At 61.5% G+C, this 26,183-nt stretch carries 24 protein-coding genes and 1 pseudogene; 12 read left to right on the top strand and 13 right to left on the bottom strand.

Features of this window, described 5'->3' with window-relative positions; genetic code table 11:
- Positions 1-21 precede the first annotated feature (21 nt).
- The 6 genes from ACM61V_RS22265 to ACM61V_RS22240 form a co-directional block, all read right to left on the bottom strand.
- Positions 22-1,026, bottom strand: coding sequence for a tyrosine-type recombinase/integrase (locus ACM61V_RS22265; protein ID WP_021240061.1), 1,005 nt, complete (start codon positions 1,024-1,026; stop codon positions 22-24).
- Entirely contained in the window at positions 1,023-1,937 is a 915-nt protein-coding gene (locus tag ACM61V_RS22260; protein WP_031286240.1) for a tyrosine-type recombinase/integrase, read from the bottom strand. The genes ACM61V_RS22265 and ACM61V_RS22260 overlap by 4 nt, the downstream gene beginning before the upstream one ends.
- Entirely contained in the window at positions 1,931-3,478 is a 1,548-nt protein-coding gene (locus ACM61V_RS22255) for a tyrosine-type recombinase/integrase (RefSeq protein ID WP_020819179.1), read from the bottom strand. Before ACM61V_RS22255 ends, ACM61V_RS22260 begins: the two co-directional genes overlap by 7 nt.
- Positions 3,479-3,623: 145 nt before the next feature.
- Positions 3,624-6,080: a strawberry notch-like NTP hydrolase domain-containing protein gene (locus ACM61V_RS22250; protein WP_419714752.1), complete on the bottom strand. Its 2,457-nt coding sequence runs from the start codon at positions 6,078-6,080 to the stop codon at positions 3,624-3,626.
- Positions 6,081-6,138: 58 nt separating this feature from the next.
- Positions 6,139-6,978, bottom strand: coding sequence for a DUF7146 domain-containing protein (locus ACM61V_RS22245; RefSeq protein WP_037447391.1), 840 nt, complete (start codon positions 6,976-6,978; stop codon positions 6,139-6,141).
- Positions 6,979-7,434: 456 nt separating this feature from the next.
- The gene (locus tag ACM61V_RS22240; protein ID WP_029623217.1) at positions 7,435-8,064 is read right to left on the bottom strand and encodes a ParA family protein; all 630 of its coding nucleotides are present in this window, start codon (positions 8,062-8,064) and stop codon (positions 7,435-7,437) included.
- Positions 8,065-8,286: 222 nt separating this feature from the next.
- Between ACM61V_RS22240 and ACM61V_RS22235 the strand changes: the two genes are divergently transcribed.
- Positions 8,287-9,204: a lytic transglycosylase domain-containing protein gene (locus tag ACM61V_RS22235; RefSeq protein WP_171007652.1), complete on the top strand. Its 918-nt coding sequence runs from the start codon at positions 8,287-8,289 to the stop codon at positions 9,202-9,204.
- Here the strand turns inward: ACM61V_RS22235 and ACM61V_RS22230 are convergent.
- The 3 genes from ACM61V_RS22230 to ACM61V_RS22220 form a co-directional block, all read right to left on the bottom strand.
- On the bottom strand, positions 9,171-9,446 hold the full coding sequence (locus tag ACM61V_RS22230) for a hypothetical protein (protein ID WP_010408871.1): 276 nt from the start codon (positions 9,444-9,446) through the stop codon (positions 9,171-9,173). The genes ACM61V_RS22235 and ACM61V_RS22230 overlap by 34 nt on opposite strands.
- 34 nt (positions 9,447-9,480) lie before the next feature.
- Positions 9,481-11,274 carry a thiamine pyrophosphate-requiring protein gene (locus tag ACM61V_RS22225; protein WP_419714751.1) on the bottom strand — a complete coding sequence of 598 codons (1,794 nt, stop codon included), beginning with the start codon at positions 11,272-11,274 and terminating at the stop codon, positions 9,481-9,483.
- 252 nt (positions 11,275-11,526) lie between these two features.
- Entirely contained in the window at positions 11,527-12,666 is a 1,140-nt protein-coding gene (locus ACM61V_RS22220) for a tyrosine-type recombinase/integrase (protein WP_010408866.1), read from the bottom strand.
- Between the two features lie 83 nt (positions 12,667-12,749).
- Here ACM61V_RS22220 and ACM61V_RS22215 point away from each other — a divergent pair, with 83 nt between their 5' ends.
- Complete coding sequence (locus ACM61V_RS22215) at positions 12,750-13,805, top strand: hypothetical protein (RefSeq protein ID WP_325065499.1); 1,056 nt, start codon at positions 12,750-12,752, stop codon at positions 13,803-13,805.
- A 1,575-nt stretch (positions 13,806-15,380) separates the two neighbouring features.
- Entirely contained in the window at positions 15,381-15,800 is a 420-nt protein-coding gene (gene tnpA / locus ACM61V_RS22210; RefSeq protein WP_010408862.1) for an IS200/IS605 family transposase, read from the top strand.
- Between the two features lie 363 nt (positions 15,801-16,163).
- On the opposite strand, the gene ACM61V_RS22205 is transcribed toward tnpA, so the two are convergent.
- The 3 genes from ACM61V_RS22205 to ACM61V_RS22195 form a co-directional block, all read right to left on the bottom strand.
- Positions 16,164-17,279, bottom strand: coding sequence for a replication initiator protein A (locus ACM61V_RS22205; protein ID WP_029623214.1), 1,116 nt, complete (start codon positions 17,277-17,279; stop codon positions 16,164-16,166).
- A gap of 79 nt (positions 17,280-17,358) precedes the next feature.
- Positions 17,359-18,438 (bottom strand): ParB/RepB/Spo0J family partition protein, encoded by a 1,080-nt coding sequence (locus ACM61V_RS22200; protein WP_010408848.1) that lies wholly within the window; start codon positions 18,436-18,438, stop codon positions 17,359-17,361.
- Complete coding sequence (locus ACM61V_RS22195) at positions 18,435-19,631, bottom strand: AAA family ATPase (RefSeq protein ID WP_037447415.1); 1,197 nt, start codon at positions 19,629-19,631, stop codon at positions 18,435-18,437. The genes ACM61V_RS22200 and ACM61V_RS22195 overlap by 4 nt, the downstream gene beginning before the upstream one ends.
- 537 nt (positions 19,632-20,168) lie before the next feature.
- Here ACM61V_RS22195 and ACM61V_RS22190 point away from each other — a divergent pair.
- The 6 genes and pseudogenes from ACM61V_RS22190 to ACM61V_RS22165 form a co-directional block, all read left to right on the top strand.
- A pseudogene (locus ACM61V_RS22190) lies at positions 20,169-20,495 on the top strand (virulence-associated protein E); the annotation flags it as partial.
- A 71-nt stretch (positions 20,496-20,566) separates the two neighbouring features.
- Complete coding sequence (locus tag ACM61V_RS22185) at positions 20,567-20,827, top strand: hypothetical protein (RefSeq protein WP_164522010.1); 261 nt, start codon at positions 20,567-20,569, stop codon at positions 20,825-20,827.
- A gap of 81 nt (positions 20,828-20,908) precedes the next feature.
- A complete protein-coding gene (locus ACM61V_RS22180) occupies positions 20,909-21,490 on the top strand; it encodes a hypothetical protein (RefSeq protein WP_137787967.1) in 582 nt (193 codons plus the stop codon).
- Positions 21,491-21,493: 3 nt separating this feature from the next.
- Positions 21,494-21,910: a hypothetical protein gene (locus tag ACM61V_RS22175; RefSeq protein ID WP_125962616.1), complete on the top strand. Its 417-nt coding sequence runs from the start codon at positions 21,494-21,496 to the stop codon at positions 21,908-21,910.
- Complete coding sequence (locus ACM61V_RS22170) at positions 21,910-22,320, top strand: hypothetical protein (protein ID WP_037447418.1); 411 nt, start codon at positions 21,910-21,912, stop codon at positions 22,318-22,320. The genes ACM61V_RS22175 and ACM61V_RS22170 overlap by 1 nt, the downstream gene beginning before the upstream one ends.
- Before the next feature lie 99 nt (positions 22,321-22,419).
- Entirely contained in the window at positions 22,420-23,130 is a 711-nt protein-coding gene (locus ACM61V_RS22165) for a S1 family peptidase (protein ID WP_156444654.1), read from the top strand.
- 379 nt (positions 23,131-23,509) lie between these two features.
- Here ACM61V_RS22165 and ACM61V_RS22160 read toward each other — a convergent pair whose 3' ends face one another.
- A complete protein-coding gene (locus tag ACM61V_RS22160) occupies positions 23,510-23,827 on the bottom strand; it encodes a hypothetical protein (RefSeq protein ID WP_125962618.1) in 318 nt (105 codons plus the stop codon).
- Between the two features lie 243 nt (positions 23,828-24,070).
- On the opposite strand from ACM61V_RS22160, the gene ACM61V_RS22155 reads away from it, so the two are divergent.
- The 3 genes from ACM61V_RS22155 to ACM61V_RS22145 all read left to right on the top strand — a co-directional run bounded on the left by ACM61V_RS22155 (position 24,071) and on the right by ACM61V_RS22145 (position 25,423).
- A complete protein-coding gene (locus ACM61V_RS22155; RefSeq protein ID WP_051749614.1) occupies positions 24,071-24,640 on the top strand; it encodes a MobA/MobL family protein in 570 nt (189 codons plus the stop codon).
- Positions 24,603-24,995 carry a type II toxin-antitoxin system RelE/ParE family toxin gene (locus tag ACM61V_RS22150; protein WP_231729951.1) on the top strand — a complete coding sequence of 131 codons (393 nt, stop codon included), beginning with the start codon at positions 24,603-24,605 and terminating at the stop codon, positions 24,993-24,995. The genes ACM61V_RS22155 and ACM61V_RS22150 overlap by 38 nt, the downstream gene beginning before the upstream one ends.
- Positions 24,996-25,117: 122 nt before the next feature.
- Complete coding sequence (locus ACM61V_RS22145; protein ID WP_205499322.1) at positions 25,118-25,423, top strand: HigA family addiction module antitoxin; 306 nt, start codon at positions 25,118-25,120, stop codon at positions 25,421-25,423.
- The last annotated feature ends 760 nt before the right edge of the window (positions 25,424-26,183 follow it).

Below are 26,183 nucleotides of genomic sequence, written 5' to 3'. Positions count from 1 at the left end.
AGGAGAATGTCCGGGGACGGGTCAGGCCCGTCTTCGAACGTCGGTAAGCATGGTGATCAGAGCGTCGGATGGCGGCTTGAAGCGCCCCGGCTTGATCGCAGGGGCACCGTGGGCAGCGAGAATCTGAAGCTTCTCTTCGGGATCGGCGCGCAAGTAGGTCTCGGTGCTCTGGATACTGGCGTGGCCGAGCCATAATGCGACCTTGCGAATGTCCCCCGTCGCCGCGAGCGTGTGCATCGCGCAAGAATGACGAAGCACGTGGGGTGTGACGCGCTTCTCAAGGATCGACGGCTGCTTCGTCGCTGCCGTCTTGACGTGCTCGGCCAATCGGAACGCAAATCCGTCGCGGGTCATCGGCTGCCCGTTGGCATTTAGGAATATCTCGGTGACCTCAACTTGAGGCCGGATCGCAAGCCATGCGCGCAATGCGATCTGGGTCTCCTTCCACAGCGGCAGGACCCGTTCACGTCGCCCTTTGCCCATGATGTGCATGGTGGACAGGGAGCGGTCCGGGAAATCGCCCAGTTGCAGCGTTACGAGTTCCGACACCCTCAGTCCGCCAGCATAGGTAAGATGCAGCATCGCGCGATCACGGGTGCCGAGGCGTGTCCGGGGATCGGGTGTATCGAGCAAAGCCTTGATCTCGGCCCGGTCGAGATAATCGATCAGCGCCTTGTCTGTCTTCTTGGTCGGGATTGCTCTGACACGGAGTGCCTGATCGAGGCAGGCTGGAATCCGGTACTCGATGTATCGGAAGAAGGATCGGATCGCGGCGAGCCTGCCATTGCGGGTCCGCACGCAGCTGCCGCGGCCGATCTCGACATGATCGAGGAAGGCCATGATCATGTCTGTGCCGAGATCCTCAATCTCGAGATCGGTCGGTCGGCGCTTCAGCCGATCGGCAGCGAACTGGACGAGGAGGACGAAGCAGTTGGCATAGGTCTTCACCGTGTGCGGGCTGACGGCGCGTTCGCGCGGCAGATGTTCCCGCAGATATGCCGAGAGATGGGGAGCAAGCGCCGTCATGCCGCTTCTCCTTGAAAAAGTTGCTCGCTTGCAGCCGCAATGTCGCGAAGCAGCACCGGCGTGGCTTCGAGATACCAGTACGTGTTGGCGATCGACGCGTGCCCCAGGTAGACACTGAGACCGGCCATGTGGTGGGCAATGGCTTCCCTGTCACGCGGGCAGGACTCAAGCGAGCGGACAGCGAAAGTATGCCGCAGATCGTGGAGTCGCATGCCTGCCGTACCGGTTGCCCCACGATATCCGAGAAGCCGGGCCAACCTGACGAACACGACGTGGGCGCGCACCTTGTGCGGCGCTCGCCCCCGGATCGTGACGAACAGGTCATTACACTTGGCCGGATGCTTCGCGCGGATCGCAATGTAGGCTTCGAGTGCTTTGCGCGTCGATGGCTGCAAGGTGATCAGCCGCTGCTTGCCGAACTTGCCGTTGCGGACAACCAGCCCATCCTCGACCAGATCGTCGCACTGTAGCGCGAGAGCCTCGGAAATCCGAAGTCCTGTCGTCGCCAGCAGACCGAACAGGTAATGGTAGGTGTACGGGCTGATCGTGCCTTGGGGCGAAACGTCCAACGCCGCCGTCATGATCGCCCGCACCTGGTCCGGTTCGATGATGATCGGAGTCGGGCGTGGCCGCTTGCCGCGTCCGAAAACGCCGACAGGCGGGACTTCGTGGTCTGGATCCTCGGCGTTAGCGAAAAGGCTGAAGTTACGAGCAGCGTCGTACCTATGGCGAGCCACGTTCTGCGAGCTTGCCGTGTGGCACCAGTCGTAGATGCGCTGCACTCGGGTGTGCCGGTCACCGAAGCGTCCGGCGAAAGCCGCGTATTGGCGCAGCAGTCGTTCCTGCTCCGAGAACTTCCGCCCCAAACTGCGATACAGCGAGACGTATCTGGCAATGTGCATGTTCAGCATGACGGTTCTCCCGGCCATGGCTGCGCGATCTTCATGAGCATCGGCAGGTCGACCTTGGCGTAGATGGCGGTGGTCTCGGGCGAGCTGTGGCGCAGGATCGTTCCAACGGACTCCAGTCCTGCGCCCGCGCGCAGCAAGTTGGTGGCAAGCGAATGCCGGAAAATGTGCGATCCGGTCGGCACGCCTTCGATCCCGCCGCGCTCATGCGTGCGTGCAACGATGCCAGCGATCTCCGCCGATGAGCGGAAAGAACGGAATGGGGCTTGCGCGCGCACGAACAGATGCGGATCGGCGGTCTTGGGGCGTGCCTTGGCAATGTAGTCCAGGATCGCGTCACCGACGTCTTGAGGCAATGGCAGGCGATCGGGCCGACGCGTCTTGCCCTTGACCGTCAGGTGGCCCGAGCGCCAGTCGATATCGTCGAGGTGCATATCCCGAATATCACCGGCACGCAGGCCAAGCCGGGCGAGCAGGAGAATGATGGCCTTGTCCCGAACTTCCACCGGGCGATCAGTCGGACATGCGCCGATGATCTGCTCGATCGTTGCCGGGTTGACGTGCCGGGGCAGCGTCGAAAGACGGTAGCGTTGCACTGATGGGATCGCGTGCAACAAAGCTGGACGGCAAACACCCTGCACGACCAGGAACCGAATATAGCTCCTCATTATCGTGACGAGCAGTGATGCCGAACCTGGCGTCTCCTTGCTTCGTTGTTGAAACGCCCGCCTGAGGACGGCTGCATCCCATTGTGAAGGCTCGCCGAGGATAGGCATGAGTCGCCTGATATCGGTCCGGTAGCGCCGGATCGTCTCGTCGGTCGCGCCGCGGTGTTGCTTGAGCCATGCCAGATATGCCGCCATGTGCGGGTCGTCATCCGACACCGGTTCGACTGAAGGGATGACACCCCGGCCGCGCAAGAACTCGACGAAGTGCCGAGCACCACGCCGCCGCCGCTTCGCGCCCGAGGCGACGAGTTTGCCCCGCTTGCGCCAGACCGGACATCGACAATCATGCGCGCCGTACTGGTCGATGATCGTGTCGTCGATATCGGCCCACGACTGCCGCTTGATGCGAAGCCAAGCCACAATATGCTCGGCTTCCGACCGGTAGCCCTGTGCCACTCCAGGGGCGAGTTGCAGGCTGTCGATTGCATCGGAGTAGTCGGTGAGGTGACGGGGGAGATCGTCGATCCCATCGTCGACTTCGATGTACCCTTGATCTTCGAGGAACCGGACAAAGCGCCGGACCCGCGCAGCCTGATCAGTCTTATAGGCGGCTTGCTGAGCCGAGTATCCGTGGCACCGACAACGGTGCTTCTCGAACCGTCGGACGACTTGATCGTCGAGCGTACTGACCGGGATGGCATGCATATCCAGCCAATGCAGGAAATGACGGATCGCTGCACTGTACAGGATCGAACAGGCCGCTTCCTCCTTGACCCACAGAGAGGAGAGGAAGGCGTTGAATAGGGCATCCGAGCTGGGCGGATCTTCGATCCGGAGCTGTGCCGGACAAAACAGCTCTGATGATCTTGTTCTCATGGTGGTTCCTTCGACTTGTTCAGGTCGAGGGAACCGTAATTATCTGGAGTGAAATCATGGAAAACCGAAGGAAACCTGCGCCTCCTGCTGCCACGCTCGACATAAACTGCGACTGCAAAGAATATGTGTAATGTTGAGCTCAACATTAGACATACTCGCGCGGGGAGAGATCGATGTCGAGGTCGGCGCGCTCGTCGGGCGACAGTTCGCCCAGGCGGCGGTCGAGGATCGCCTCGGCGGTGCTGACCAGCTGCAGCACGACCGACTGATCGGCCGCCAGATGCTGTTCGATCGCCGCGATGACGGTCGGGAGCTTCGCTGACAGGAGGAGCGCCCCGAAGAACCGCTGCTTGCAGCTTTCGAACCGCGAGCGCGCCGCGGCCTTCGCGCCCGAGTCGAGCGTCTTGCCCTCGTTGCCGTCGACGACGCCGGTGAGTTCGAGCGCCTTTTCAAGGCCGCGATGGATGATCGCCCAGGCATCGGCATAGGTGTCGTACACCGCGATCTGTTCAGGCGTCAGCTCGTGGCGGAGGATGTCATATTCGACCCCGGCGAAGCTCAGCGCGCGCGCGGTGTAGAGGCCGGTCGCCTTGAGATCGCGCGCGACCAGTTCCATCGCCGCGATCCCGCCCTGCCGGATCTGGGTGATGAACGCCTCGCGGTTGGCGAAGGCGGTCTCCGGCCCCCACAGGCCGAGCCGCACGGCATAGGCGAGGTTGTTCACCTCCGACGCGCCGGTCGCCGAGGCGTAGAGCACGCGGGCGTCGGGCAGGTGGTTCTGCAGGAGAACGCCGGCGATGCCCTGCTGCGAGCCCTTCTTGGTGCCCATCGACCCTTCGCCACCCGCGACGCCGCCCATCTCATGCGCCTCGTCGAACGCGATGACGCCGTCGAAGTCGGCACCGGCCCAGGCGATGATTTGATCGAGCCGGGTGGCGTCGCCGCGGTTGGAGCGCAGCGTCGGATAGGTCACGAACAGGACGCCCTCGTCCATCGTGACGGACTCGTCGATCTTCCAGCGCGAGAGCGGCTGCACATCGGCCGCGAGACCGCCGAGCGCGGTCCAGTCGCGGATCGCGTCGGCATGGAGCGCCTCGTTCTTGCTGATCCAGATGTTCTTGCGACGACCCGCCAGCCAGTTGTCGAGGATGACGGCCGCGACCTGCCGCCCCTTCCCTGCCCCGGTGCCGTCGCCCAGGAAATAGCCCTTGCGGTACGCGCGTCCGTCGTCGGAGAGCACCAGCCCCACGCCCTCCTTGTCTGGCTTGCTCAGGCCCGGGATATACTGGGTCCAGGCATGGCCGGCGTAAACGACGGTCTCGAGCTGCGAGGAGGACAGGAGGCGTTCGGTGACGGTGCGTTCGGGCAGCGACGGAACATGGACGGGGATCGGCGCGGGGATCGAGCCCATCGCGATCGATTCCACCAGCGCGGTCGGATGCTCGCCGGCAGCGTCGAACACGATACGGCTCGGCCGATAGGGCAGATAGACGCCGGACTGCTCGGCGAGTGGCGCCGGCGTCTCGAGTACCTGGTAGCCGACCGGGAGAACCTCGTTCCTGGCGAGAGCGCGGAAGATGCGCGGGGTGGCAGCGGGCTTCGATCTCACGCTGCGCAGGAGGGACAGCCCCCCGCCCCGCTTGACCGGCGCCGGAGTGGCGGCCTCCGGGATCAGATCCTGCCGGGGCGGGATGACCAGCGCCTCGACCAGGTCGCTTACGGCGCCGCGCTGGAGCGTGACCGTCGTGGTATCACCCACCGTCTTGTCGATGACATAGAGTCGCACCGCGACTCCGGTGCCGTGCTTGCCATAGGCATGGGTCAGCCGGATCGAGGTGCGCAGCGCGACGCTCGCCAGCGTCGTCGACCAGATCGTGCCCATGCGCGCGGAGTTGAAGAACCAGTCGGGCATGATCGCGACGACGCGCCCGCCAGGCCGCACACGCTTGATCGCCGCCTGCAGGTGGCGGACCGCAGCGAGCGCGTCGGCACCGCGGCCGAGCGAGCGCGAGAAGGGCGGGTTCATCAGGATGAGGCTGGGGCGCTCCGCGGATGCCATGACGCTGGCGATCTGCGCGCCGTCGTGGCCGGTAACGCTGGCTTTCGGGAAGGTGGCCGACAGCCGCTCGCGGCGCGCGGGATCGATCTCGTTGAGCTGGAGCGCCGCGATCGGCGGGAGGCCCGCTACCAGGAGACCGTTGCCGGCGCTCGGTTCGAGTACGATGTCATCCGCGCGTGCGTTCGCGAGCATGACCGTGATCGTGGCGAGATCGAGCGGGGTCGAGAATTGCTGCCAGTCGATCTGCTCCTCGCTGCGCACGGTCTGGGTAGGAAGGCGCGCCATAAGCCCGATCGCGGCGTCGACCGCCGGCGTGGTGCCTGCTGCGCATACCGCCAGCGCGGTCGCATGCTCCAGCACCTCGAAGCTCTCGCGCTGGGTCCAGTGACCATCGGCGTCGGTGCCGCCATAGGCGCGGATCATCGCGTCGTTGAGCATCGCTCGGGTGATCTTCGCGTCGCCGGCGATCGCGGGGAGCAGCAGGCGGGCGGCAGCGGTGGCATGGTCGGCGCGCGCGGGCGCAGGGTCGAACAGGTCGGTCATGGGGGTCTCCGGGTCTGTGGCTGCTCGTGCAGCTCACGACCCCGACCCCCCTTCCCTCTCAGGCTCCGGGTTTCACGACGTCGGCCCAGTCGCCATAACGTGAGGGTGGCGGTATCCGCTTCAGCGTCAGCCCGCGCGGCCGATAGGCGGCCCACGCCTTGCGTCGTGCGCGTCGGCCCTCGAAGTCATTGTCCTCGGCGAAGATCAGCGTGGTGACGCTATCGGGGATGTGGACACGGTCGAGCCGCGCCGCGCCGAGCGTCGCCCAGCACGGGATGCCGTGGATCTGGGTGAAGGCGGCCGAGGTCTCGAACCCCTCACCAAGCGCCAATGTGTCGGTGACGCGCATGCCCTGCCAGGTCGCACCTCCCGGCGTGCCGAGCGTCGCCTTGTCGAGATAGCCGCCATGCGCGAGGTCGAGGAAGATGCGCTGAATCGAGCGCAGCGTGCGCCCCTCCCGCGCCGCGATCAGCAGCGCCGGGAGGAACCGGGTATGCGGTTTCGGTCCCCACGGACAGCGCGGGTGGTAGCTCAGGTCGTCGAAGGCGCCGGTGATGCCGCGAAAGCGGAGATAGGCTTCCGCGGGCGTTCCGGCGATCGGCAACCCCTCGTTCCACAGCCGTTCGATGTTGGCGGGTCTGCCGGTGCGCTGTTCAGCGGGTGGGTCGTAGGTGCGTCCGGGTCTGATGCGCGCGATCTCGCGGAGCACGTCCTCGGCGGTGCAGCCGGCGAAGCAGTGAACGAGGATGCCGTCATGGCCCTGCCGGATCGAGAGGCTGGGATCGCTGTCGGCGTGGGCCGGGCAACGGCACATGGCGTTGTAGCCGTGCCAGGTGCCGCCGAGGGCGCCGACGATGTCCACGATGGTCTGGGTGGGTTTTAGCGCAACGAGGGGCATGACCGATCCTTTCTCGCTGCCTCTGACCCCCTTCTCTCTCTTCCTAGGTGACTCAGTAGCTGCTGGCTAGCAGCTAGCGGAAGATCCCCGTGTTAGCAGTTAGACCTCCGCTATCTAGCGTTGAGATGGCTGGTATCTAGCGGCTAGCTACCTTTGAGCTAGCAGTTTCTCATAAGCGTCGAGTGCCTTCTCGAGCACTTCTGTAAGAAGCAGACCCTCACGTTGAGCTATTTCGCGGATTCGATTGTCCCATTCGGGTGTGACCCTAGTCGCAAATTGTTGAGTGCGGTTAGTCTTGCGCGAACTGCGGGCATCAATGCGGGTTGCGGTTATCAGCGGTGCAGCCGGAGGGGCGGGGGCTACTTCGGGTGCATCCAAATTCTGGCTCGCCTCACTGATTGGTGGGGGTGAACCCAAACGAGTAGCCTTCTTTAGCTTCGAGATATCGGCCATCATTCACCCCGCTACTTTGTCGATTAGGGATTGGATCAGAGTATCAGCACGCTGGTTAAGGCCGGAGAATTTGGTTTCGGTAATTGACAGGCCTTGGTTCTGCGCTTGCCGGTATGCTGGTCGTTCCACGATCGAACCGTCGAGGACATTATACCCCGCTTCGGTCAAATACGCCCGCGCGTCATTTTCTTCAGCCGAAGTTCCAATGCGGTTGAGCGCAAAAACGAGCCGTCCAGTCGGGATACCCTCCTTAACAAGGGCATGGTATTCGCGGACGGCAGGCCTGAGATCGTCCAAGGATGCGCCGGTGGGTTGAACCACGAGTGACGATGACCGTGCAATTTCAAGTGTAGCTTTGCTGGTCCGAGCGGGGCCGTCGATGATAAGCAGATCGAAGCCGTCTGCAGCGGCCAGGGCCTGAGACGCGGTTTTGAATGCCTCAACCGACACAATCGGCTCGATGGAGATGCCAAGGCGTGCTCGGTGCCAATCGACCGAAGTGCCCTGTTGAGTATCGAGATCGGCGATTTTAACCCGCAGTTCGCCTGCCGCCGCCTCGCGAGCAAGGGCTCTTGCCAAGGTGCTTTTTCCTACACCGCCTTTTTGTGAGACGAATGCTACGACAGCAGCCATGACCGATCCTGTGATAGTTCGAACGACTGGATAGCTAGCCGCTCTCTAGCAGTTTGGCAACCGCTACCTATGTGATAGCTAGCTGATACCCAACCAGCAGATATCTGTGAGCTAGCTGCTACCCACGGGGGTTTGCCTGACCTAGTCTGGATCAAGCACTGGGAGATAGTGGAATTTTTTTCCACGTTGTGCGGTTGATCGAAACATGATGTTCAATGATCGATGAACACGCGATCGAACTCGAGCTTATGCGTAGTGGGTAGTGTTATGGCACTGCTATGGGCGCAAACATCGGCAGCTAAGCAGGCCGAGGTAATGACATTTGATGGGCAGGCAGTTGAAGCCGTCATCGATGTGGGCCCGAGAATGCGGGGTATGCCAACAGACGGAACGCCGCCAGTACCAAGCATGGAAGCCGTTTTAGGCAATGACTTCAGATCATTCGGCAGCCCCGTAATGGAACCCCAAGAGGAGGCAATAAGCACGTCGCATATATCGGTGCCCCTTTGGATGCAGACTGGCCAGGTTTCGGGGGGAGCTGGCCGGGCAGCGATGTCCGATATGGCAAGTTATCTCTACACCCCACAGGCTTGCTCAATCACACCCTACCGTCCACGCGGCGATTTTCCAGGCTGGCTCGAAGCTCGGCGGGCTCAATATTACCCCTTGATCCAGGCCGTGGCGTGCGAAGCTGGTGTGCCAGTCGGGCTTTTCGATGCACTGGTGGCCCAGGAAAGCCGCTATGACCCATTGATCGTATCACCGAAGGGCGCCGTTGGCCTTACCCAATTGATGCCCGGTACAGCGCGTGGACTTGGGGTTTTCAATTCGAGAGATCCGTTGTCGAACCTGAGGGGAGGGGCCAGATACCTCCGCGCGCATCTGGATGAGTTCAAGCGGGTCGATCTAGCCTTGGCCGCGTACAATGCAGGTCCAGGACGCGTTCGATCGATGCGCCGTATTCCGCCGTTTCGCGAGACGATGGACTATGTCGCAGCGATCACTCGAGGGTGGAGCACCGGATCGTTCAGGACAGCATCGATTCAGACCGCCGGTTTGGCAGTGGGTCGACAGGAATTCCGGGGCAGGGGGGTCCAGTTACTCGCTTACACATCTACAAGAGTATCGAACCCGAGGTAGTGCGCGTAATAGATCGCAATTCCGAGGATCGCCGGCGCGCCGAGCAGATAGTTGATCTGCCAACGTATCCACAACCGGGGTGCAACGAGTACCTTATCGAGGACGGTCGCAGTTGGGAGTTTCCTAGTTCCCAGACGATAATCGTAGGCGGTCTTTATCATCGCGAGGACAGCGCACAGCGCCACCATGACGCCGACCGCGGCATAGAGTGAAAGCCAGGCCTGAAGTGTCGCTTGGGGCATGCCGACCACCTAGCAGCAAGATGCTGACGGTCCATTAACCGCTGAATCGCGCATTAGTTACCAGGAGCTGGCGCGCCGTGTCGGCGATCATCGTGCCCAGGCCCTTGTCTCCCATCACCATCGAACTCATCAGACCCTTGGCCTGCTCGAGCGTCAGTTGCGGTGGAAACGGCACGACCTCGGGATCGGTCTTCACCTCGATGAGCGTCGGGCGATTGGCGGAGAGCGCAACTTCCCACGCCGGCCCAAGCGCGGATGGATCATCGACGTAGATGCCGCCAAGCCCCAGCAATTCCGCGAAGCGCGCGTAGGGGACGTCCGGAATATCCTGCGTCGTCGGGAAACGCGGATTGCCTTCCATCACCCGCTGTTCCCACGTGACCTCGTTGAGATCGCCGTTGTTGAAGACGCAGACGATGAAGCGCGGATCGCGCCACTGCTTCCAATATTTCTGGACGGTGATGAGTTCGGCCAGATTGTTCATCTGCATTGCGCCGTCGCCGACCAGCGCCACGACGGGCCGATCAGGATAAGCAAACTTGGCCGCGATCGCATAGGGAACCGCAGCGCCCATAGAGGCTAAACCGCCCGAGAGAGAGGCACGCTGCCCGACCTTCACGCGATAGTCGCGCGCGTACCAGTTGGCGCATGAGCCCGAATCCGAGGTGACGATCGCGTCGGCGGGCAGACGCGGCGACATTTCCCAGACCACGCGCTGGGGATTGACGGGCTTTGCTTCCGCCATGGCGCGTTCCTCGAGCGTCTGCCACCACTGCGCAGTCGCCTTCTCGATGCCTTCGCGCCAACTGCGATCATCCTTGCGCTGGAGCAGCGGGATCAGCGCTTTCAGCGTTTCGGCCGCATCTCCATGCAGGTTGACCTCGACGGGGTAGCGCAGCCCCAGCATCGATGCGTCGATGTCGACCTGCACGGCCCTCGCCTGCCCGTCTTTCGGCAGGAACTCGGCCCAGGGAAAGCCCGTGCCGATCAGCAGAAGCGTGTCGCACTCGCGCATGAGGTCGGACGATGGCTTGGTCCCGAGCAAGCCGATCGCCCCGGTCACGAACGGCAGATCGTCAGGCAGGACATCCTTGCCGAGCAACGCTTTGGCGACGCCGGCGCCAAGCAGGTCGGCGACCTCGGTCACCACGGCCGACGCGCCGCGGGCTCCCGCCCCAATCAGGATAGCGACCTTGGCGCCTGCATTCAGTACCTCCGCCGCGCGCGCGAGATCGGCGGGCTGCGGGACGACGATCGGATGTGCATAGCCGGTGCCCGAGCGGGTGAAGCCGTGCGCCTGGCCCGGCTCCTCATATTTCGTATCCTGTATGTCCTTGGGCAGCACGATGGTTGAGACCGCGTTGCCCGCGACCGCGATCCGGATCGCGCGATCGGTCACATGGCGGACCTGCGCCGGCGCGCTCGCCTCCTGCACATAGGCGGCGACGTCGGCAAACAGTCGGTCGAGATTGAGCTCCTGCTGATAGCTTGCACCGCGCACGGTGCTCTCGGCCTGGCCCGCGATCGCGAGGACCGGGACATGGTCGAGCTTGGCGTCATAGAGCCCGGTGATCAGGTGGGTCGCGCCCGGACCGCCGGTCGACAGGCAGACGCCGAGCTCGCCGGTGAATTTCGCATGCGCCGTCGCCATGAAGGCCGCCATCTCCTCGTGGCGGACCTGGATGAACTCGATGCCCGAGCCTTCCTTCTCGGCGCGCTGGAGCGCCCCCAGCACGCCATTGATGCCATCGCCAGAATAGCCGTAGATTCGGCTCACGCCCCAATCCTTGAGGCGCTGGACGAAGAAATCGCTCGACATGCGGGCCATGCCGCCCTCCACTTTGGGATTTGGTTTCGAGCCGGAGAGGTTCAGTCACGCATGCTCGCGCTGACGAGAAGAACGCCGCAGTGCGCACAGGCGTTCCCGCCGGTCGGCGGCTTCGCCCCCATCGGTGCGCGCTAGGGCCGGCCCGACGGCGAGCTCGCTTCTTCGGTCGTTGAGGCATGTCGGTGTCGCTCACTGCCCAACCGCGCCAGGTCATCGGTTTGCGACTGTCCAAACGCGGACAGCTAAAACCTGTCATTCACCGCCGAAACGCTTCGCGAGACGCGCACTCGCTCCGCTCTTGGCCGCCAGCTTCGCGCCATAGCGCATGACCGTCTTGGGATCGCGCCAGCGATAGGCCTGCATGATGGCGGGCAGGCTCTCTCCTGCCGCAAAATTGTCTTGCGCCACGCCAACCCGGATCGAATGGCTCGACACGGCCGCGACCCAGCGCTCGAGCTCGGCCTCGCTCATCGCCCCCAGCAGTTTCTTGTCGAATGCCTGGCGGATCAACCGCTTGTAGATGAGCGTGATCGTGCCGGGGTTGAGCGCCTCCTCTCCCACACCGCGGATCGAGCCATCGAACCAGGTTTCGACGCGCCGGAACAGGGCCCCGCGCGCAATCCCGGCCTTGTCGCACCATTCAGCGATCGCGCGCATGGTCGCGGGCGAGAGATAGGCGAGAGCCCCCTGCCCTTCCTGATCGGTCTTGCTGCGGCCGATCTCGACCACCCCTGCCCCGTCGACGTCGGGCCCGTCGATATGCTCGATACGCATCGCCGCGAGTTCGGAGCGCCGGCAGCCGGTATCATAGTTGACCTGCAGTAGCGCGCGATCGCGCGCGCCCAGGAGATCGCGGCGCGTGGCCTTGAGGAGGACCGCGAGGCTCACGCCGCTCGCCGGCGCGTCGAGATCGCTGACATCGCCCTTGTAGCGGATACCCCGCGCCTGCGTCTGGCGGGTGCCGAGAAGCTTGCGCGCCGCCTTGTGCTCGAGCTGCACGAGCGGGGCTGCGGTCGGATCGTCCAGCCCCGCCATGCGATAGGCCCAGCCGATATTGACGAGATAGCGCGCGATCGTCGCGGCCGCCCTCTGCGGCGTCGCCCGCGTCGCCTCATCATGATCCTGACCCGACAGCGCGCGGACATAGGCCGCGACGGTCTCGGCGGTCGCCTCCCCTGCCCGCACTCGGGTGCGCCGGCACCAAGCATCCCAGAGCTTCATGTCGGAAAGGAACGCGCGGATCGTGTTCGGCGACCAGGCCCGCGCCGCGGCCGCGATGACCTGCGGATCGACCGCCGCCTTGTCGATAGCCAGCGCGCGGACCTCGCCCACGACGTCGTCGGCGCCGGCGGGCGGCGTGCTTTGCCTGCGGGTGAGGGCCGTTTTCGCCATGACGGCGAGACATAGCCCGGTCCTTCTCATAATAATAGGGTCGTGATAATCTCCCATTATCACGACTACGCATACGAGCCAATTTGACTGAGAGCAGCTCTGGGTTAAAAGACGGCGTGGACGCGCCTCTCTCGAACAGCCGCTACGGCCCCGCCTACAGCGCGAAGATGGTCTCCGCGATCGCCTCCTGCACGGCCGCCATTACGCGTCTCGATGCCCGGTTTTGCGTTAGTTCGGTGGCATCGGCCTGGGCACGCCGCGCCGCCTGGAGTGGCTACACCCGGGCCCTGCAACTGCAATCGGCCGAGATCGACGAAATTGACGTATTTTCCTGGGGCTGCGGGCTGCAAATCCCCGGCCGGCCGCTGCGGTCGACCAACCTCGACCTGTTCGATCGCTTTCCCGCCTGGGAAGCGGCGCTGCGCGATCCCGACCCCCTCGCCTGGCGCGACGCGCTCCCGACCGCGATCGGCGAGATCGAGATAGCCGCGGACCATTCGCCGCTGATCCGCGCGCTCGATCGGGTCCGCCAGCATGCGCGTCTCGACAGCACCGCCCTGCCCTGGCTCTCGCTGCCCTTCGCTCTGCGCGACAAGGGGATGGTGACCACTCCCCTGCCCTGCCTCGTGGGCGGCGTGAAGGCGTTTAGGCTGAAGCGAACTGTCGGAGACGAGGACTGGTATGCGGCCATGCGCAGCCTTGAGGCAAGCGCCACCGCAAACCTCGCACGGTTGCACGAGCTGGAAAAGCTCCATCGCGCGGCCCAGCATGCGATCGTCGCGGAATATCGACCTGGCCACCTCCCGGGGCTCGCGGCCCTCCTCCATCACCGGCCACTGCTCTCGCCTCAGTCGCTGGCGGAGCTGCTCAGCATGAGCGTTGCCGGCGCGAGCAAACTGCTGGGCCGTGCCGTCGACTGCGGCTTGCTCGTGGAGATCACCCAGCGGCGGACCTGGCGCGTGTTCCTGAGCACGGACCTTGCCATCGAGTTTGGCTTTGCAGCGCCCAAGCGTGGACGGCCGCGCAACGTGGTCCCTCCCCCGCCAGCGAGCCGCGAGCTGTCGGAGGTCTTCGATGCCTTCGATCGCGAGATGGAGAACATCGACAAGCTTCTCCAGCATCGCGCCGAGAGTTTGTGAACGACAGTCCGTAGGAGGATCTTTCGCTTGCCGCCCGGTCTGATGAACCGGTCTATCAACCGGAGCATCCTTCTGTCGAACGATTGGAATGTCGTCGGCTGGCCGGGGCCTCTCTACCGAGGTGCGCCGGCAAACCTTTCACCAAAGGGGTAGCTGCCTCCCCTCCCCTGTTCGCAATTCATAGCGCTGGATGCAGCAAGAACTGATTTGCCGGCGAGCGCGGTCTCGTTCCCCTTGTCCCAGTGGTGAAACACGAGCTCTGCAGTCGGCGGCTATCGTCTATCGATAGTTGAAGGCGGTAGCTGCAATGTCCAGTCCACGGGTTCTCTGACCCACAACGGCATGCTTCTCGTGATCAGGCTTGGCAGGAAGGCCCCACAGCGGCCTTCTGGGCGCTTTGCTTGCCGTGGGGATAGCCGAGAGCGGAAACACGCTGTGCGGGCTGCTGGCGGCGCTCAGTGCAGGTCGGACTTCGTTCGGGTCTTGGAAAATGGCTCCTGTCACGGTGCCCTCGGCGACCTGAGCGTAGTGAGGTGCTCCGCGATGGCTGGCTTGCAAGGAGTCTAGGCGCCGCGATAATCGACGTCGATCTGCGGTCGGGTGTGTGAGGCGACGCACGCGACGGAGCTTTTTGGGTGGACGACGTGCTTAGTGCGCGGCGATCGTCCCTTCCCCTTCTTCCCAATCAATTCTTCAAAAGAAGGGAGCGCCGCAGGCGGGTTAATCTCTTTAGAGAATAGGATAAAAAGTTAAGCTGTGGATGGATCTTTCGCGACTCGCCGATTCAGCGCGAGTCGGGAGTTCAGCGCCGTTCCCATTATACCGTTTGGCCGTTCCTGAAATACCCTGCGGGGCGTTCCCATTGAACCGTGATTCGGTTCCTCATGTACCGTGCCCCGTTCCTGAAATACCGTGGGCACGGCGCGGGCCACAGGACGTCTCCAAGGGAGTAAAACGCGTTTTACTCGTCCGCAAAGTGGCTGTTTTCCGTGCCTTTCAGGCATGTTACACCCGGCAGCGCTCGTTGTCGAACTATAGGCGTCAGGCGAGGCCGCCCTGTGTTCGGAGGAGTCGAGCGGCATTTCCGCGGCCCTCCCGAGTCCTTGGGCGAATCATTGACGGTCTTTTAGGAACGGGACCCTGCGGAACTGACCTAAAACGGCGATGATCTCGACGTTTTGTTGCCTTGAGCGCATCCCGCTCGGCTGCCTGGACCGCGAAGTTTCGAGGTTTCTCGGGAGCCGGCCAGTGATCTCGACGGTACATTGAGAACGGGGCTTGGCCAGGCGATGGGCGCCGATTGTGGATGTCTAGCGCTCCCGGAGGCGTTTGCAGTCGAAGCATTCACGGTATTTCAGGAACGGCATCGAAGCAGCGAGGATGACTCCCCCTCCCCTCCCCAGCCTCTTTGGAGCGTCGACAGTTTGACCTTTAGAGTCCTCTAGCAAGGAGGAACCCCTCCGACTTCAGTCGGATACTGGCTTCAGCCACAGACTCGCGTGCTAGCCTGTAACCTCGGGAAAAGCGGAAGCCGCCGAAGGCGTGAAGCTTCCGCTTTTCCCGAGGTTACAGGCTATGGCGTATCGGTCCGGTTGTCACACCACATTCCATCATCGCTACCATCTCGTTTGGGCGCCGAAGTATCGGTACAAGGTGCTGATCGGCGATGTTCGGCTACGGGTGCGCGAGATCATCCGTCAGGTCTGTGCCGAGATGGGCGTGAAGATCATCAACGGCGCGCTGTCGAAGGACCACGTACACATGTTCGTCGAAATCCCGCCGCACGTCTCGGTCAGCGACTTCGTGCGCCGGGCCAAGGGGCGCTCATCCCGCAAGATCCAACAGGAATTCGAGCACATCCGCAAACGATATTGGGGCCAACGCTTCTGGCAGCGCGGCTACTTCTCGACCACATCCGGCAACATCACCGATGACATCATCATGCGTTACCTCGACCGACATACCCACAAGGACGGCTTCAGCCCCACCGCTTGATCCTACCGGCGTCAGCCGGTCAGTGATTCAGCTATCAGATCCGGGCAATCTGATCACAAATCCCACCCTATAAGCGCCGTTCTCTAAGTACCGTGACGGCTGCCTGGAGAGGTGGAACGGGCGATCCTCCCGCTGGCGCAGCTGTGCCCGGCAAAGCTCATCCGAGAAGAAGGCTGGCAAAGGATCGCGCGTGGTTGGATCTTCGCAGCCCACGCACATTTGATGGGGCGCCATACAGACGGGTCCGGGGCCCGGCTCGTTACTTCGGGAACGGTCCACACGGATAAGTTGACGTGCGCGCGCGAGCCATTCTCGACCCTGTTCCTGAAAGACCGTTTTGGCGGATTGCGCCTACGGCGTCGATCAGTTGACCGGACGCTGCTTCGCGCAAAAGGTCGCGAATATCTGTGTGATGTTCTTCGCGTCGAACGCTATCTCGCGCTGCCGGAGGAAGTTCCGGAAATCGTCTCCAACGAGACCGTGGTCGCGTTGGGGGCTGGGCAGGTTGGCGCGGGCGATCGCACCGAATGCCGAATGCGAGATATGCCCGCTCGAGGGGAAGGAGATAGCCGGTTCCTCGGGCGCCTTTTCCTTGACGGCCGCAGGCGAGGCTTGGGCGAGGGCAGGGGAGGGCTTGCCCTCCTCGGACGGCTCGCGATCGCGCCTGGTCATGCGCAGCAGCGGTTCGGCATCGTCACGCTGTTCGATGTCCAGGGAGTAGCCTGGCAGATCGTTCTCCCGAGCGATCTTGGTCATCTCGAACTTGAAGCGCCGATAATCGCCTTCCGCGCCGGATTTCTCGAAGAGCGTTGGCATCGAGATGGCGAAACCGTCGCTTCCGGCCCCACCCGCATGTTTGCGCGCGACCCGATAGAGCCAGCGTTCGCGCCCGCCTGTGAGCGAGAAATAAGCCGGATCGATGGCGAGCACGCCGCCGTCCATCAACACCCCGTCGTAGAACCATTTCGCGAGGGTAATTCTCATTCCCCGCACGTTTCCGGACCGATCCTTAAGCTGGCTGTGACTGTCGATCCAGGAGAAGGTGGTCTCGACGGCATCTCCTGAGCGGATGTTCGTCTTCACCGTGGTCGATTGGAGCCTGTCGAGGGCATTGCCCAGAAGATCGTAAGCGCGTCCACCAACCTCGCGCTTCAGAGTCTTCAGCATGTCGTATGGGACGACGTGGAGCGTCTGCGGGATGTCGTTGGCACCTCGCCGCTTGTGCTCGATCAAAACTGACGCGCAGTAAATCAGTATGTCGAGGTCGTAGATAGTCGCCAGACCATATTCCGAATTAGCGGAGACATGGACGGTGATCTTACGATCCGGACTGACATAGTCGATCGGCTTGAGTCGCTTGCGCTTCGACAGCGAGAAAAAGGGCCGCTCCATCGTTTCGCGCTGATCCCGAAGAGGAAGCGCAGTCAGCTGAGGGAGAAAGAGGTCTACTTGACCGTCTTCGCGGTGATCCTGTTGCATCTCGTGTCCCGTGGCATCGGTAAAACGCATTTTACCGGGAGCCAACTAATTGAAAATAAAGCGTTAAACTAGATTTTACTCAATTTCGACTGAACTTCGCACTCTCAAGGGCAGGGCGGAGCGCTTCGAGGATCTCGTCGACCGACGCTGTGCCCTTGGGGTTGATGTTGATCGTAATTCCCTTGGCCCGTGTATCAGCAAGAACCTGTCCGATCTCGCGACCCGAGGCGGCGGTGAGGGCCGGCTTGGCACGGGGTACAGGCTTCTTCGACGCCGCGGGAGCCACTGCGGCTGCGGCCAGGCGCTCACAGACCTTGATACCCTCAATCTTGTCGCTTCCAGCGTCCTTCAGCGCCTGTTGCTCGGCACCGAGGGCTATAGCTGCGGCGATGATCGCGTCGCGGTGCTGTTCGTTCTTCAGCAGGGGCGAGAGCCGCATGCCGTGTCGGACCTTGAGGTCTCCGGGCTCGGCGAACGCTGCCACGACCTCGTCCGGCAACTCCGCGAGCTGGAGGAGGTTGTGGAGGTTCTGCTTGGCGATGGCCAAGCGATCGGCCATCTGCGTGCGAACCCCGTTGTAATATGCGTCGACAGCGTGCCTGTAATTGCGCGCACGCTCCAAATCGGTGACGTCCTCGCGCTCTCGATTTTCCAAATCGGCGAGCCGGAAAGCGGCCTCGTCATCGAGCGTCTCGATACGCGCTACGAGCTCGATTTCGCTATGGTTGTTGGCATTCAGCCAGGAAACCGAGAAATGCCGGCGGGTGCCGACGATCAACTCGTAGGGGGTCTCGGCGTTCGGCGTCCGCCGCACCACAACCGGCTCGCGGTTCGTCCCCTCCTCGCGGATGGAATCAATGAGCGAGGCACAGCGTTCGTGGCTCAGCGCCGCATGATCGCGAGCATTGCCCGGCCAGATGGAGCATTCCGAGGGCTTCAGACGGATAGTCGGACGTTTGACCGTGCGGGCGATTTCATCGAACGCAATACCACGCCGCTCCAGGAATGAGGGCGTCGAAGGTTCGTCGACCGGCTTATCGCGATCGACCAGCGCCTCGGCATCCGCGACTTCGGCCACGGACGTGGGGGCAGGGGTCGTGCCGATGCTTTCGATGGCATTCGCCAGTAGGCTGCGACGCCGGCCCCCTGCGCTGCTCATGCCGCCTCCGTCAGTCTGTCGGTGCCGACCTGCGCCATACGCGACGGCCACTGCTTGCAAATATCCTTTTCGATCTCGCGAAACACCATGTTGAGGTTGTCACGGCACCGCGTGTACGTCTGGTGCGACCCATATGGTTTGTTGATTTCGTAGATCGACGACATCGACAACCCGGCATTCTTGATCTCTTCCGACAGGAGTATCGGCGTCGACAGCATCTGGCCAGCGTAGGTCTTCTCCATGACCTGAAGCATTTGAGCCTCGTTGGTCCTGTTGGGCTGGAACATGGTACAGACGACGCGAATGAACCCGTAGTCGATCGAAGTGTCGAACTTCGAGACGAGGTCCATCGCTTCGCGACAGGTCTGCATGAAGTGGATTGTCGAAAGATAATCGAGTTGCCGAGCCGGCACGGGGATCAGCAAGCCGTCCGCGGCCGTCAACGTGTTCACGCCCAAAAAGCCCATGGCAGGGGGAGGATCGAGGATAACGACGTCATAGTCGTGCCGGACCTCTTCCAGGCCAATTCTCAGCATGCGGAACGCGCCGGCAATGGCGGTAGGGCCCTCCTCGATGGTTGCTGTCAGTTCCCACTCGGTGTCCTGGAGGCCCAGGTTGGCGGGGCAGATATCGATATTCGGCCACGAGGTCTTTTGGATCGTCTTTCGCAGCGAATCGGCTTCGTCGATTCTGGGGGAGAGGAAGTTCGAGAGCGTGTGCGTCTCGTCCACCAATGCCTCTAGATTGACGTCGAACATAACACTCATCGACGCCTGGGGATCGCAATCGACAACAAGAACGCGATATCCCCGCAGCGCAAGGTAATCTGCAAGATGCTTGCCCGTCGTCGATTTGCTGACGCCGCCCTTGAAGTTCTGCACGGCGATGACGACCGCGCGCTCGGAGGGCAATTTACCCATCTTGATGCCGAGCTTCTCGCGAATGGCGATCAAATCTTCGACCGTGTAGAATCGGCGTCCGTTGGTGGCCGTCTTGGGGGCGGGCAAGCGTCCGCGCGCCTCAGCCTTGGAAAGCGCTTCCGGCGTTCGGCCGAGCAATTCAGCGGCGACTGTCGCCCCCATTGAAATGTTCAGCGTTTTGCGATCGGATGGATCAATGGCCGCCTGTCGCAGCACGGTCTTGGCATTCTCGCACGAGGTAATCATCGCATCGAGAATCTGACCCGACAGCATGGGCATGTCCCCTTTTTGAACCCAAACCGGCCACGGTTCGTGAAAAGCACCGCATAATGGCCCCTAATCCCGGACAGATATGCCAAATGCAGGGTGGTTAGTCAAATAGGGTGACCTGACCCGGCGTGCGCAGGGACAAGCCCTCTTATTGCCCCCGAGTCCCGGACCATCCGCGTGTGTATCATTTCGCCTATAAACCCGGACGAAAATCAAGATGAGTCACTCGCCAGCACGCGCCGCTTGAGGACTTATCCTCAAGTCTTGTCCGACTTTGAAGCTCAGACAACGGGCATTCACAGCAACGCGAATCATCTCAAAGATGATTGGCGGGCACAGCGTCAGAGATGGAACCTCTCAGTCCACGGCGATTCGGCTCGAGCCGGGACTATTCGCTCCAACAACTGCTTTCGAGACATGAAAAGAGTCGCGTCTCGCACGACCCATCGCGCGATCTGTTCCGTCTTGCTTCTCCGATAACCTCTAAAACGGTGTTCGTGGAGAAGGGGAGGGGGGCCGAGGTTGTGAAAGGAGCCGATCATGGCCCTCACAGCCGAACGACCTTCGCAGCAACTCATCGATCTTGTTGGCGCACTTGGCGGCACATGGCACGGCAGAACCGCCATGTGCCTTTGCCCGGCGCATTCCGACAGCACCCCAAGCCTGTCGATCCGCCAGGGCAATCGCGGAATTCTAGTGACCTGCTTCGCCGGATGCGACCGGGAAGACGTTCTGCGTGAACTCCGACGCGTGCCCATTCGCGACCATTTCAGCTATACCGATACTCCTGCCGTCTCTTCCGGCAATGCCAGCCGGCTATGGGATGACGCCCTTTCCCTCGGAGGCACGCTGGCAGAACGCTATCTATAGCGGCCTGCAATGATGCTCGACCAAACGCGCAATAGAGGGGAGTTTTCGGCGCAGATTAGTTGAGACGGATGGCGTTGCTCGACGCACATTGCGTGAGACGCAGCGCACGATCGGTGAGACGGACGCACAATGCTGATACGCTGACGCAGGATGCCGGTTTGGCGCCATCACAGCGGCAACCCTGCCGCCCTCATCTCGTCGGTGAGTTCACGGGTCCGCACCGGGTCGAGGCCACCATGCAGCAGCTTTCGGAGCTCGGCGAGCTTGGTGTAAACCAAATCGGGTCAACCTCCACCAAGGCCTTTTTCAGCGATCTTCAACTGCTGTGACATCAATTTGAAGCAAACGTGCTGTACACATCGCATGTTAAAGCCTGGAATTAATATCAAAGCTAATCGGAGCCTGCGGTGATGGAAAGGCGCAAGTCACCTCGGCTACTAGGCGTTTTGGCTATTGCCTTGGCGGCGCTTGGCGTTGTCAGTTCCCTGGTTCTTCGTCAATCTGGATCCTATAGCGATAAGCGCGGCGAGGTCCAGGTGGTCACCGGCTCCTCTGCATTGCCTTCCCTGACCCCCAGCGCTATCTCCTCACGCGTGGCCGATACCACAGAGGAGAAGAGTAGCGCATTCGATATTTCAGGCGATCCGGAACGGGTCCGGCGTTCCCTTCACAGCCAAAGCCGCGATCTCGCATGGGCACCGGGTACCGAAGGCAAGATCAGAGAAGTATTTGCCTCGGCTGGCGCTCCCACGCAAATTTCCGTAGATTGTCGATCAGCCGGATGCGAAATCAAGGGTGAGCTTTCGGGCCTTAGCAGCTCAAACTTGCCGCAAGTGTTAAATCGGATCGCTGGCGAACCAGTCAACAAAGCTTTGCGCGCAAGCGGCTTGACGCCAGACAAAAGTCCAACATACAGCATTATTTCAAACGACCCGGTGAGGGTATCGTTTAGCAGAGTCGTCTCGCGTGATATCGCTCAGGTGGAGCGATAAGAGATGCCGTTTCGCTTTATCATACGATCCGTGGCTCTCAAGGGATTGTTTGTATTTACCGGCTGCATTCAACTTTCTGCATGCTCAGCTGTAGCGCCGTACGTAGCGGCATCTCCACCTACCGATATCGTGATCCCGGAACATTTAAATGGCCGGCTGTCGTACCGCGGCAACTGTACCTACCTTATGGTTTCTGGATCAAAGCGGACGCTGATCTGGCCTCATGGTCATGTGTGGGACAGCACCGCGAAGGCAGTGAAGGCACCCGATGGCCGCCTCTTCAAAAGTGGAATGCAGGTTACGATCCGCGGCGGTGATGGGTCGATCGAGTTCCTGCAAGGCGATCCAGAGGCATATCAGCAGCTCCAAGCATGTGGAGGTCCGTACGTAACCAGTAGCTATGTTGAAGGAGAAGGGTGATGAAGAAGCGTGCTTTTCGGCTTGGCGCAGCCTGCGTCCTCGCCTCGGTCGCGATTTCGGCAGCGCATGCCGTATCGAACACGAAAACCATTCGACTTGCAACGTTTGACGAACCGTTCAACGATCCTGACGATGCGACTGCCAAACAGCTCTCGAAGACGGAGGGCCTTACTGTTGCAGAGGCGTCGCGACGTTTGCGGATCATGGGAGAGTTGGGGCGTCTGGCGCCCGCGCTCTCGGCACGTTTTCCCAAAGGCTTCGCTGGGGCCGAAGCGACTACGGGATCCGACTTCCGTGTTGCTATCTATGGTGTAGCTGCGGACCTCGAAGCGATCGGTAACGCCGCACGTCAGTTCGCCGGCAAAGGTGAACTCGCCAGCGTTCTCGATGTTCGCACTGCACCAGTATGAGAGTCTGAGATAGGGGCGCAGGCGCGGGGATATCTCTCATCGCTCGGCTCAAACGCTACGATCGCCACCAATGCGCGAACGGGGCAAATCAAATTATTGGTGAAAGATCCCACTTCCGCCCTCGCGGCGATTGTTGGCGGACGATTTCGTGCGGCGCCTGGAACGCAGATAGAGCAATTCGACGGCATTGCTCTCACGGCAACGGAGGTTCCGGGCGGCCAGAACTATCGCGGCACGTTCTCTAACGGCGACATCAATGAATGTACGCGAGGCTTTAACGTCAAACAAACCAACGGCTCGCTCTATGGCGTGACGACCGCAGGCCACTGCGAGAATAATGGCAGGGATGAAACCACCGGGGTTTCACTCGCATTTCGCCAAGAATGGGTGTCAAACGGCGTGGATAGCCAGTGGCACACATTCTCCGGCGGAAACAACTATCTGGTTGTTCCGAAGTTCTATAACGGTGCTGGGGTCGTTACCGTCACTGGAGCGCAAGGTGTCGCGCAAGGGCAGTATATTTGCAAGTATGGCCGATCGACAGGTCAGACATGCGGTTACACCGACCCATACACCTATACGGATAGTTACGGTGCCTTCTATAGAATGAACAGTAACTCGACCTATCCGCGGCAGAGCCTTGAAGGCGATAGTGGTGGCCCGGTCTTCACCGGGTCGATTGCGCTCGGACAGGTTCACGGACGTGACGGGGGAAATCCGACGCCCGGCCCTGTCACTAACATGTATTTCACCCCGCTGACGGCTTGGGCACCGAACAACGTGACGGTCGGTGTTACCTGCTACTGCTGACGCTCCAAATTGAGCCGTCGTTGAAAGATTAAACAGGCGGAGACTGGCGCCGCTTTCTCGATAGGCGAGGAAGCGGCGCGCTATTAAGGCCCGCCCACGCATGAGTATATAGCGGCAGCCCCAAAACTTGCCGACGAGTTGCCGCAACCAAAATGACCTGTGAGGAGGCCGTTCCGGGAAAGGCGTCCATCAGGCTTGTGGCACGCTACAAAGTAATCAGAAAAACGACCGGGGCTGTTGAAAAATGCGCCGCTGGTGGCTGGGTCCGGTTGGGGGCGGAATGACACCCCAACGCGTAGCGATCCCGTCTCGCATGGGATCGAGAAATGGGAAAGTGACTATCCCTCCCGTTGCGGCGGCAGCCTTCGATATGTCGCTTCTACTTTCCCGGCCGCAAGCCATCTGGGTAGTCGTTCATTGTACCTCGGCGCACAGCGATATGGAAGAACCCAGATCGCCGCACGATCGCTTCAGCCTTACGAACGCAACTAGCTGCCCGCTTGTCGTCTGAAACCAAATCGATTTTCCGTTGCTTATCTGGCAATTCTCTTAACCAATCGCGAACTTCTCGCTCTTTCGACATGACCATATCTTGGATTTGAAAATGGCATACCCCCTCTTCGACATGAACATAAACGGGATAGCCAAGAGACTGTCCTGCTAACGATAGCGCCAGTGCCATGTATGTATTGGTCATGCGTACACGCCTAACACGTATGATCGGCTCCGCAATAATGCTGTCTGCTCGCCGCCTATTCCCGATTGGGAAGCGTGAGCAGGAATCTACGCTGATTGCGAGCAAGACAAGCTGTAAGCGTGGCCTGAGGGCCGCCTTGCCCGTTTGGCCGTAGCCGGGATGCTTATCGTCTTTGACGAGGGCGCGGGCGGTGCGGGAAGTTTTCGGTTCTGAGACTGGTCGTACGAGCGCTCGACGGCCTCGGTGGAGGTGGAGGCGATCCGCGAGCGGTGGGCCGGGATGGTCAACAGCGCGCTGGAACACGCCCAGGTAGCCGAGCGGGTCGATCACCGCAGTTACGAGCGTCAGGGGCTGGATATCGAACCGACCGTGAAGATGGGCCATGCGTCGGCCGCGATCGAGCGGCGCGCGTCGGCCGAGCAGATCGCGGCCGGCAAGGAGCCGCACGCCGTTACCCCGCGCGGGCAGATGAACGAGGCGATCATGGAGAAGCGGGGGCTGGGCTTCTACATCGAGCGTGGTCAGGAGCGGATACGGGAGTGGTCCCACCAACTCCGCGAGCGTGCCGATCTAGCGATGCAGGGCATGTCCAGCTTGGTCCAGGGCGCAGCGCGGGCGATGCGATCGGGGCTACAGACCAGCAGCGAGGGCGGGTTCGGGGCGGTGCCGGCGCTCGACCAGTCACCCCAGCGCGACCAGGTGCCGGCGATTGAGCTGGACCAATCGGGGCAGCGTGGGCGCGATCGGCAGCGAGAGCAGGAGCTAGACCGTCAGCGTGGACGTGACGGGCCGGATGTCGGGTTCGGGCGGTAGGGTCGCTGTCGAAGAATCGTTTTCGGCAGAGTGTAAGGTAATGCTTGACAAATGTCAGGAAATGCCTTACAATGTGTCTATGATTAAAACATACACCAGCAAGGCGCTCGAAGCCTTCGCCACCAAGGGAGATGGCTCAAAACTTCCCGTCCAGAACCACAACCGCGTTCGCCGCATCCTGCTCACGCTGGATGCTGCCACGAAGCCCGAGGACATGAATGTTCCGGGCTTTCGCTTTCATGGGTTGAGCACCAAGCCCAAACGATATGCGGTCGATGCCAGCGGCAATTACCGGGTCACATGGGCTTGGGATGACGGCGATGCGATCGACGTGAACATCGAGGACTATCACTAGGAGGGTGTCCCCCCTCCTAAAAATCTGTCAGTCATTGCTTGACATGTAAGGCTTTAGTTTACACATAGGACTTACACAGAGACGCATGATGATCCGGGATCGGCCCGGACAGGAGACAGATGATGAACCAACTCGTATCCGGCCTTGCCCCGATGCACCCCGGTGAGCTGCTGCGGGAGGACATTCTGCCCGCGCTCAACAAGCCCAAGGCGGAGATCGCCAGGCTGATCGAGGTGTCGCGGCAGACCCTCTACGATATCCTCGCTGAAAAGCAGGATGTCACCCCGACTATGGCGCTTCGGATCGGCAAGCTCACCGGCACCACGCCCGAAATGTGGGTGAACATGCAGCGCAATTACGACCTGCGCGTGCAGGCCGTGAAGGATGCCGATATCATCGCGCGTATCCCGACCTTGGAAGCCGCCTGATCCTTTCTCGATTTCCCGTCGAGGTCGAGCCATTTCGGGAAAAGTGAATTGGGAACAAATTCTGGGAAAAGCCCGGCTCGCCGCCCGCTTTACGCCGACAGCGAGGCGGGCTTTCTCATACGCCCTCGTTTCAGAGAAGCGCAGGTCGGACCTGCAAAAAGGGCTTGCAATGTAGGATTCTAAATCGTTCACCCTTTGTTCCGCACTCATGGTGAGTCGGGCTTGGGTGGTCCGCCGCAACGGTCGGGCCGTCCATGCTGTAGATGATCGTCATCAGGAGAATGCATGCGTACGTTGCTTACCGTCATTTCGGCCCTTCTCTGCACCACGCCGCTCGCGGCGCAGGAGATGAAGGCTCCCCCACTCCCGACACCGCAAAACTCCAAGGGGTCGGGCAAGGACCTCCAGGTCGAGTACCTAGCCCAGCAATACGGTATCTCGGCCGCGGAGGCGGCAGAGCGTGTCGACGTCCTCCGCGATGTCCAGCAAATCGTAAGCGTCCGGTCTGACGCGTGTTGCTGGCGCGGCGCAGCTGCGCGAGGCGGTCGGCTCTCGGAGTGTCCTTTCGCACTCCGTAAGGAGAGTGCGGATGGGGCGCATGGAGGTCATCACGCGGGTTGAGCGCCGCCGGCGGTATTCGGACGAGGAGCGCGCGGCGGTGCTGGCGCAGTGTGATGAGCCCGGCGCCACGTAAGCGTCCGGTGAGCCGCGTGTTGCCGCGCCCGGCGTAGCCGCCGATGTCTGACCTGTGGCGGTCTCC

The organism is Sphingomonas sp. TX0543 (assembly GCF_048565505.1).
GTDB lineage: Bacteria > Pseudomonadota > Alphaproteobacteria > Sphingomonadales > Sphingomonadaceae > Sphingomonas.
This window is presented reverse-complemented; position numbering and strand designations above follow the sequence as displayed.

Excerpts from the sequence above, each read along its gene's own strand:
- ACM61V_RS22265 (WP_021240061.1), bottom strand. The coding sequence starts at position 1,026 with ATGACGGCGCTTGCTCCCCATCTCTCGGCATATCTGCGGGAACATCTG.
- ACM61V_RS22230 (WP_010408871.1), bottom strand. The coding sequence starts at position 9,446 with ATGCCCCAAGCGACACTTCAGGCCTGGCTTTCACTCTATGCCGCGGTC.
- ACM61V_RS22185 (WP_164522010.1), top strand. The coding sequence starts at position 20,567 with ATGGCGTTGCTCGACGCACATTGCGTGAGACGCAGCGCACGATCGGTG.
- ACM61V_RS22250 (WP_419714752.1), bottom strand. The coding sequence starts at position 6,080 with ATGACCGACCTGTTCGACCCTGCGCCCGCGCGCGCCGACCATGCCACC.
- ACM61V_RS22160 (WP_125962618.1), bottom strand. The coding sequence starts at position 23,827 with ATGACCAATACATACATGGCACTGGCGCTATCGTTAGCAGGACAGTCT.
- ACM61V_RS22220 (WP_010408866.1), bottom strand. The coding sequence starts at position 12,666 with ATGGCGAAAACGGCCCTCACCCGCAGGCAAAGCACGCCGCCCGCCGGC.
- ACM61V_RS22170 (WP_037447418.1), top strand. The coding sequence starts at position 21,910 with ATGAAGAAGCGTGCTTTTCGGCTTGGCGCAGCCTGCGTCCTCGCCTCG.
- ACM61V_RS22180 (WP_137787967.1), top strand. The coding sequence starts at position 20,909 with ATGGAAAGGCGCAAGTCACCTCGGCTACTAGGCGTTTTGGCTATTGCC.
- ACM61V_RS22145 (WP_205499322.1), top strand. The coding sequence starts at position 25,118 with ATGAACCAACTCGTATCCGGCCTTGCCCCGATGCACCCCGGTGAGCTG.
- ACM61V_RS22225 (WP_419714751.1), bottom strand. The coding sequence starts at position 11,274 with ATGGCCCGCATGTCGAGCGATTTCTTCGTCCAGCGCCTCAAGGATTGG.
- ACM61V_RS22235 (WP_171007652.1), top strand. The coding sequence starts at position 8,287 with ATGAACACGCGATCGAACTCGAGCTTATGCGTAGTGGGTAGTGTTATG.
- ACM61V_RS22260 (WP_031286240.1), bottom strand. The coding sequence starts at position 1,937 with ATGCTGAACATGCACATTGCCAGATACGTCTCGCTGTATCGCAGTTTG.
- ACM61V_RS22200 (WP_010408848.1), bottom strand. The coding sequence starts at position 18,438 with ATGAGCAGCGCAGGGGGCCGGCGTCGCAGCCTACTGGCGAATGCCATC.
- ACM61V_RS22255 (WP_020819179.1), bottom strand. The coding sequence starts at position 3,478 with ATGAGAACAAGATCATCAGAGCTGTTTTGTCCGGCACAGCTCCGGATC.
- ACM61V_RS22240 (WP_029623217.1), bottom strand. The coding sequence starts at position 8,064 with ATGGCTGCTGTCGTAGCATTCGTCTCACAAAAAGGCGGTGTAGGAAAA.
- tnpA (WP_010408862.1), top strand. The coding sequence starts at position 15,381 with ATGGCGTATCGGTCCGGTTGTCACACCACATTCCATCATCGCTACCAT.
- ACM61V_RS22175 (WP_125962616.1), top strand. The coding sequence starts at position 21,494 with ATGCCGTTTCGCTTTATCATACGATCCGTGGCTCTCAAGGGATTGTTT.
- ACM61V_RS22205 (WP_029623214.1), bottom strand. The coding sequence starts at position 17,279 with ATGCAACAGGATCACCGCGAAGACGGTCAAGTAGACCTCTTTCTCCCT.
- ACM61V_RS22195 (WP_037447415.1), bottom strand. The coding sequence starts at position 19,631 with ATGCTGTCGGGTCAGATTCTCGATGCGATGATTACCTCGTGCGAGAAT.
- ACM61V_RS22245 (WP_037447391.1), bottom strand. The coding sequence starts at position 6,978 with ATGCCCCTCGTTGCGCTAAAACCCACCCAGACCATCGTGGACATCGTC.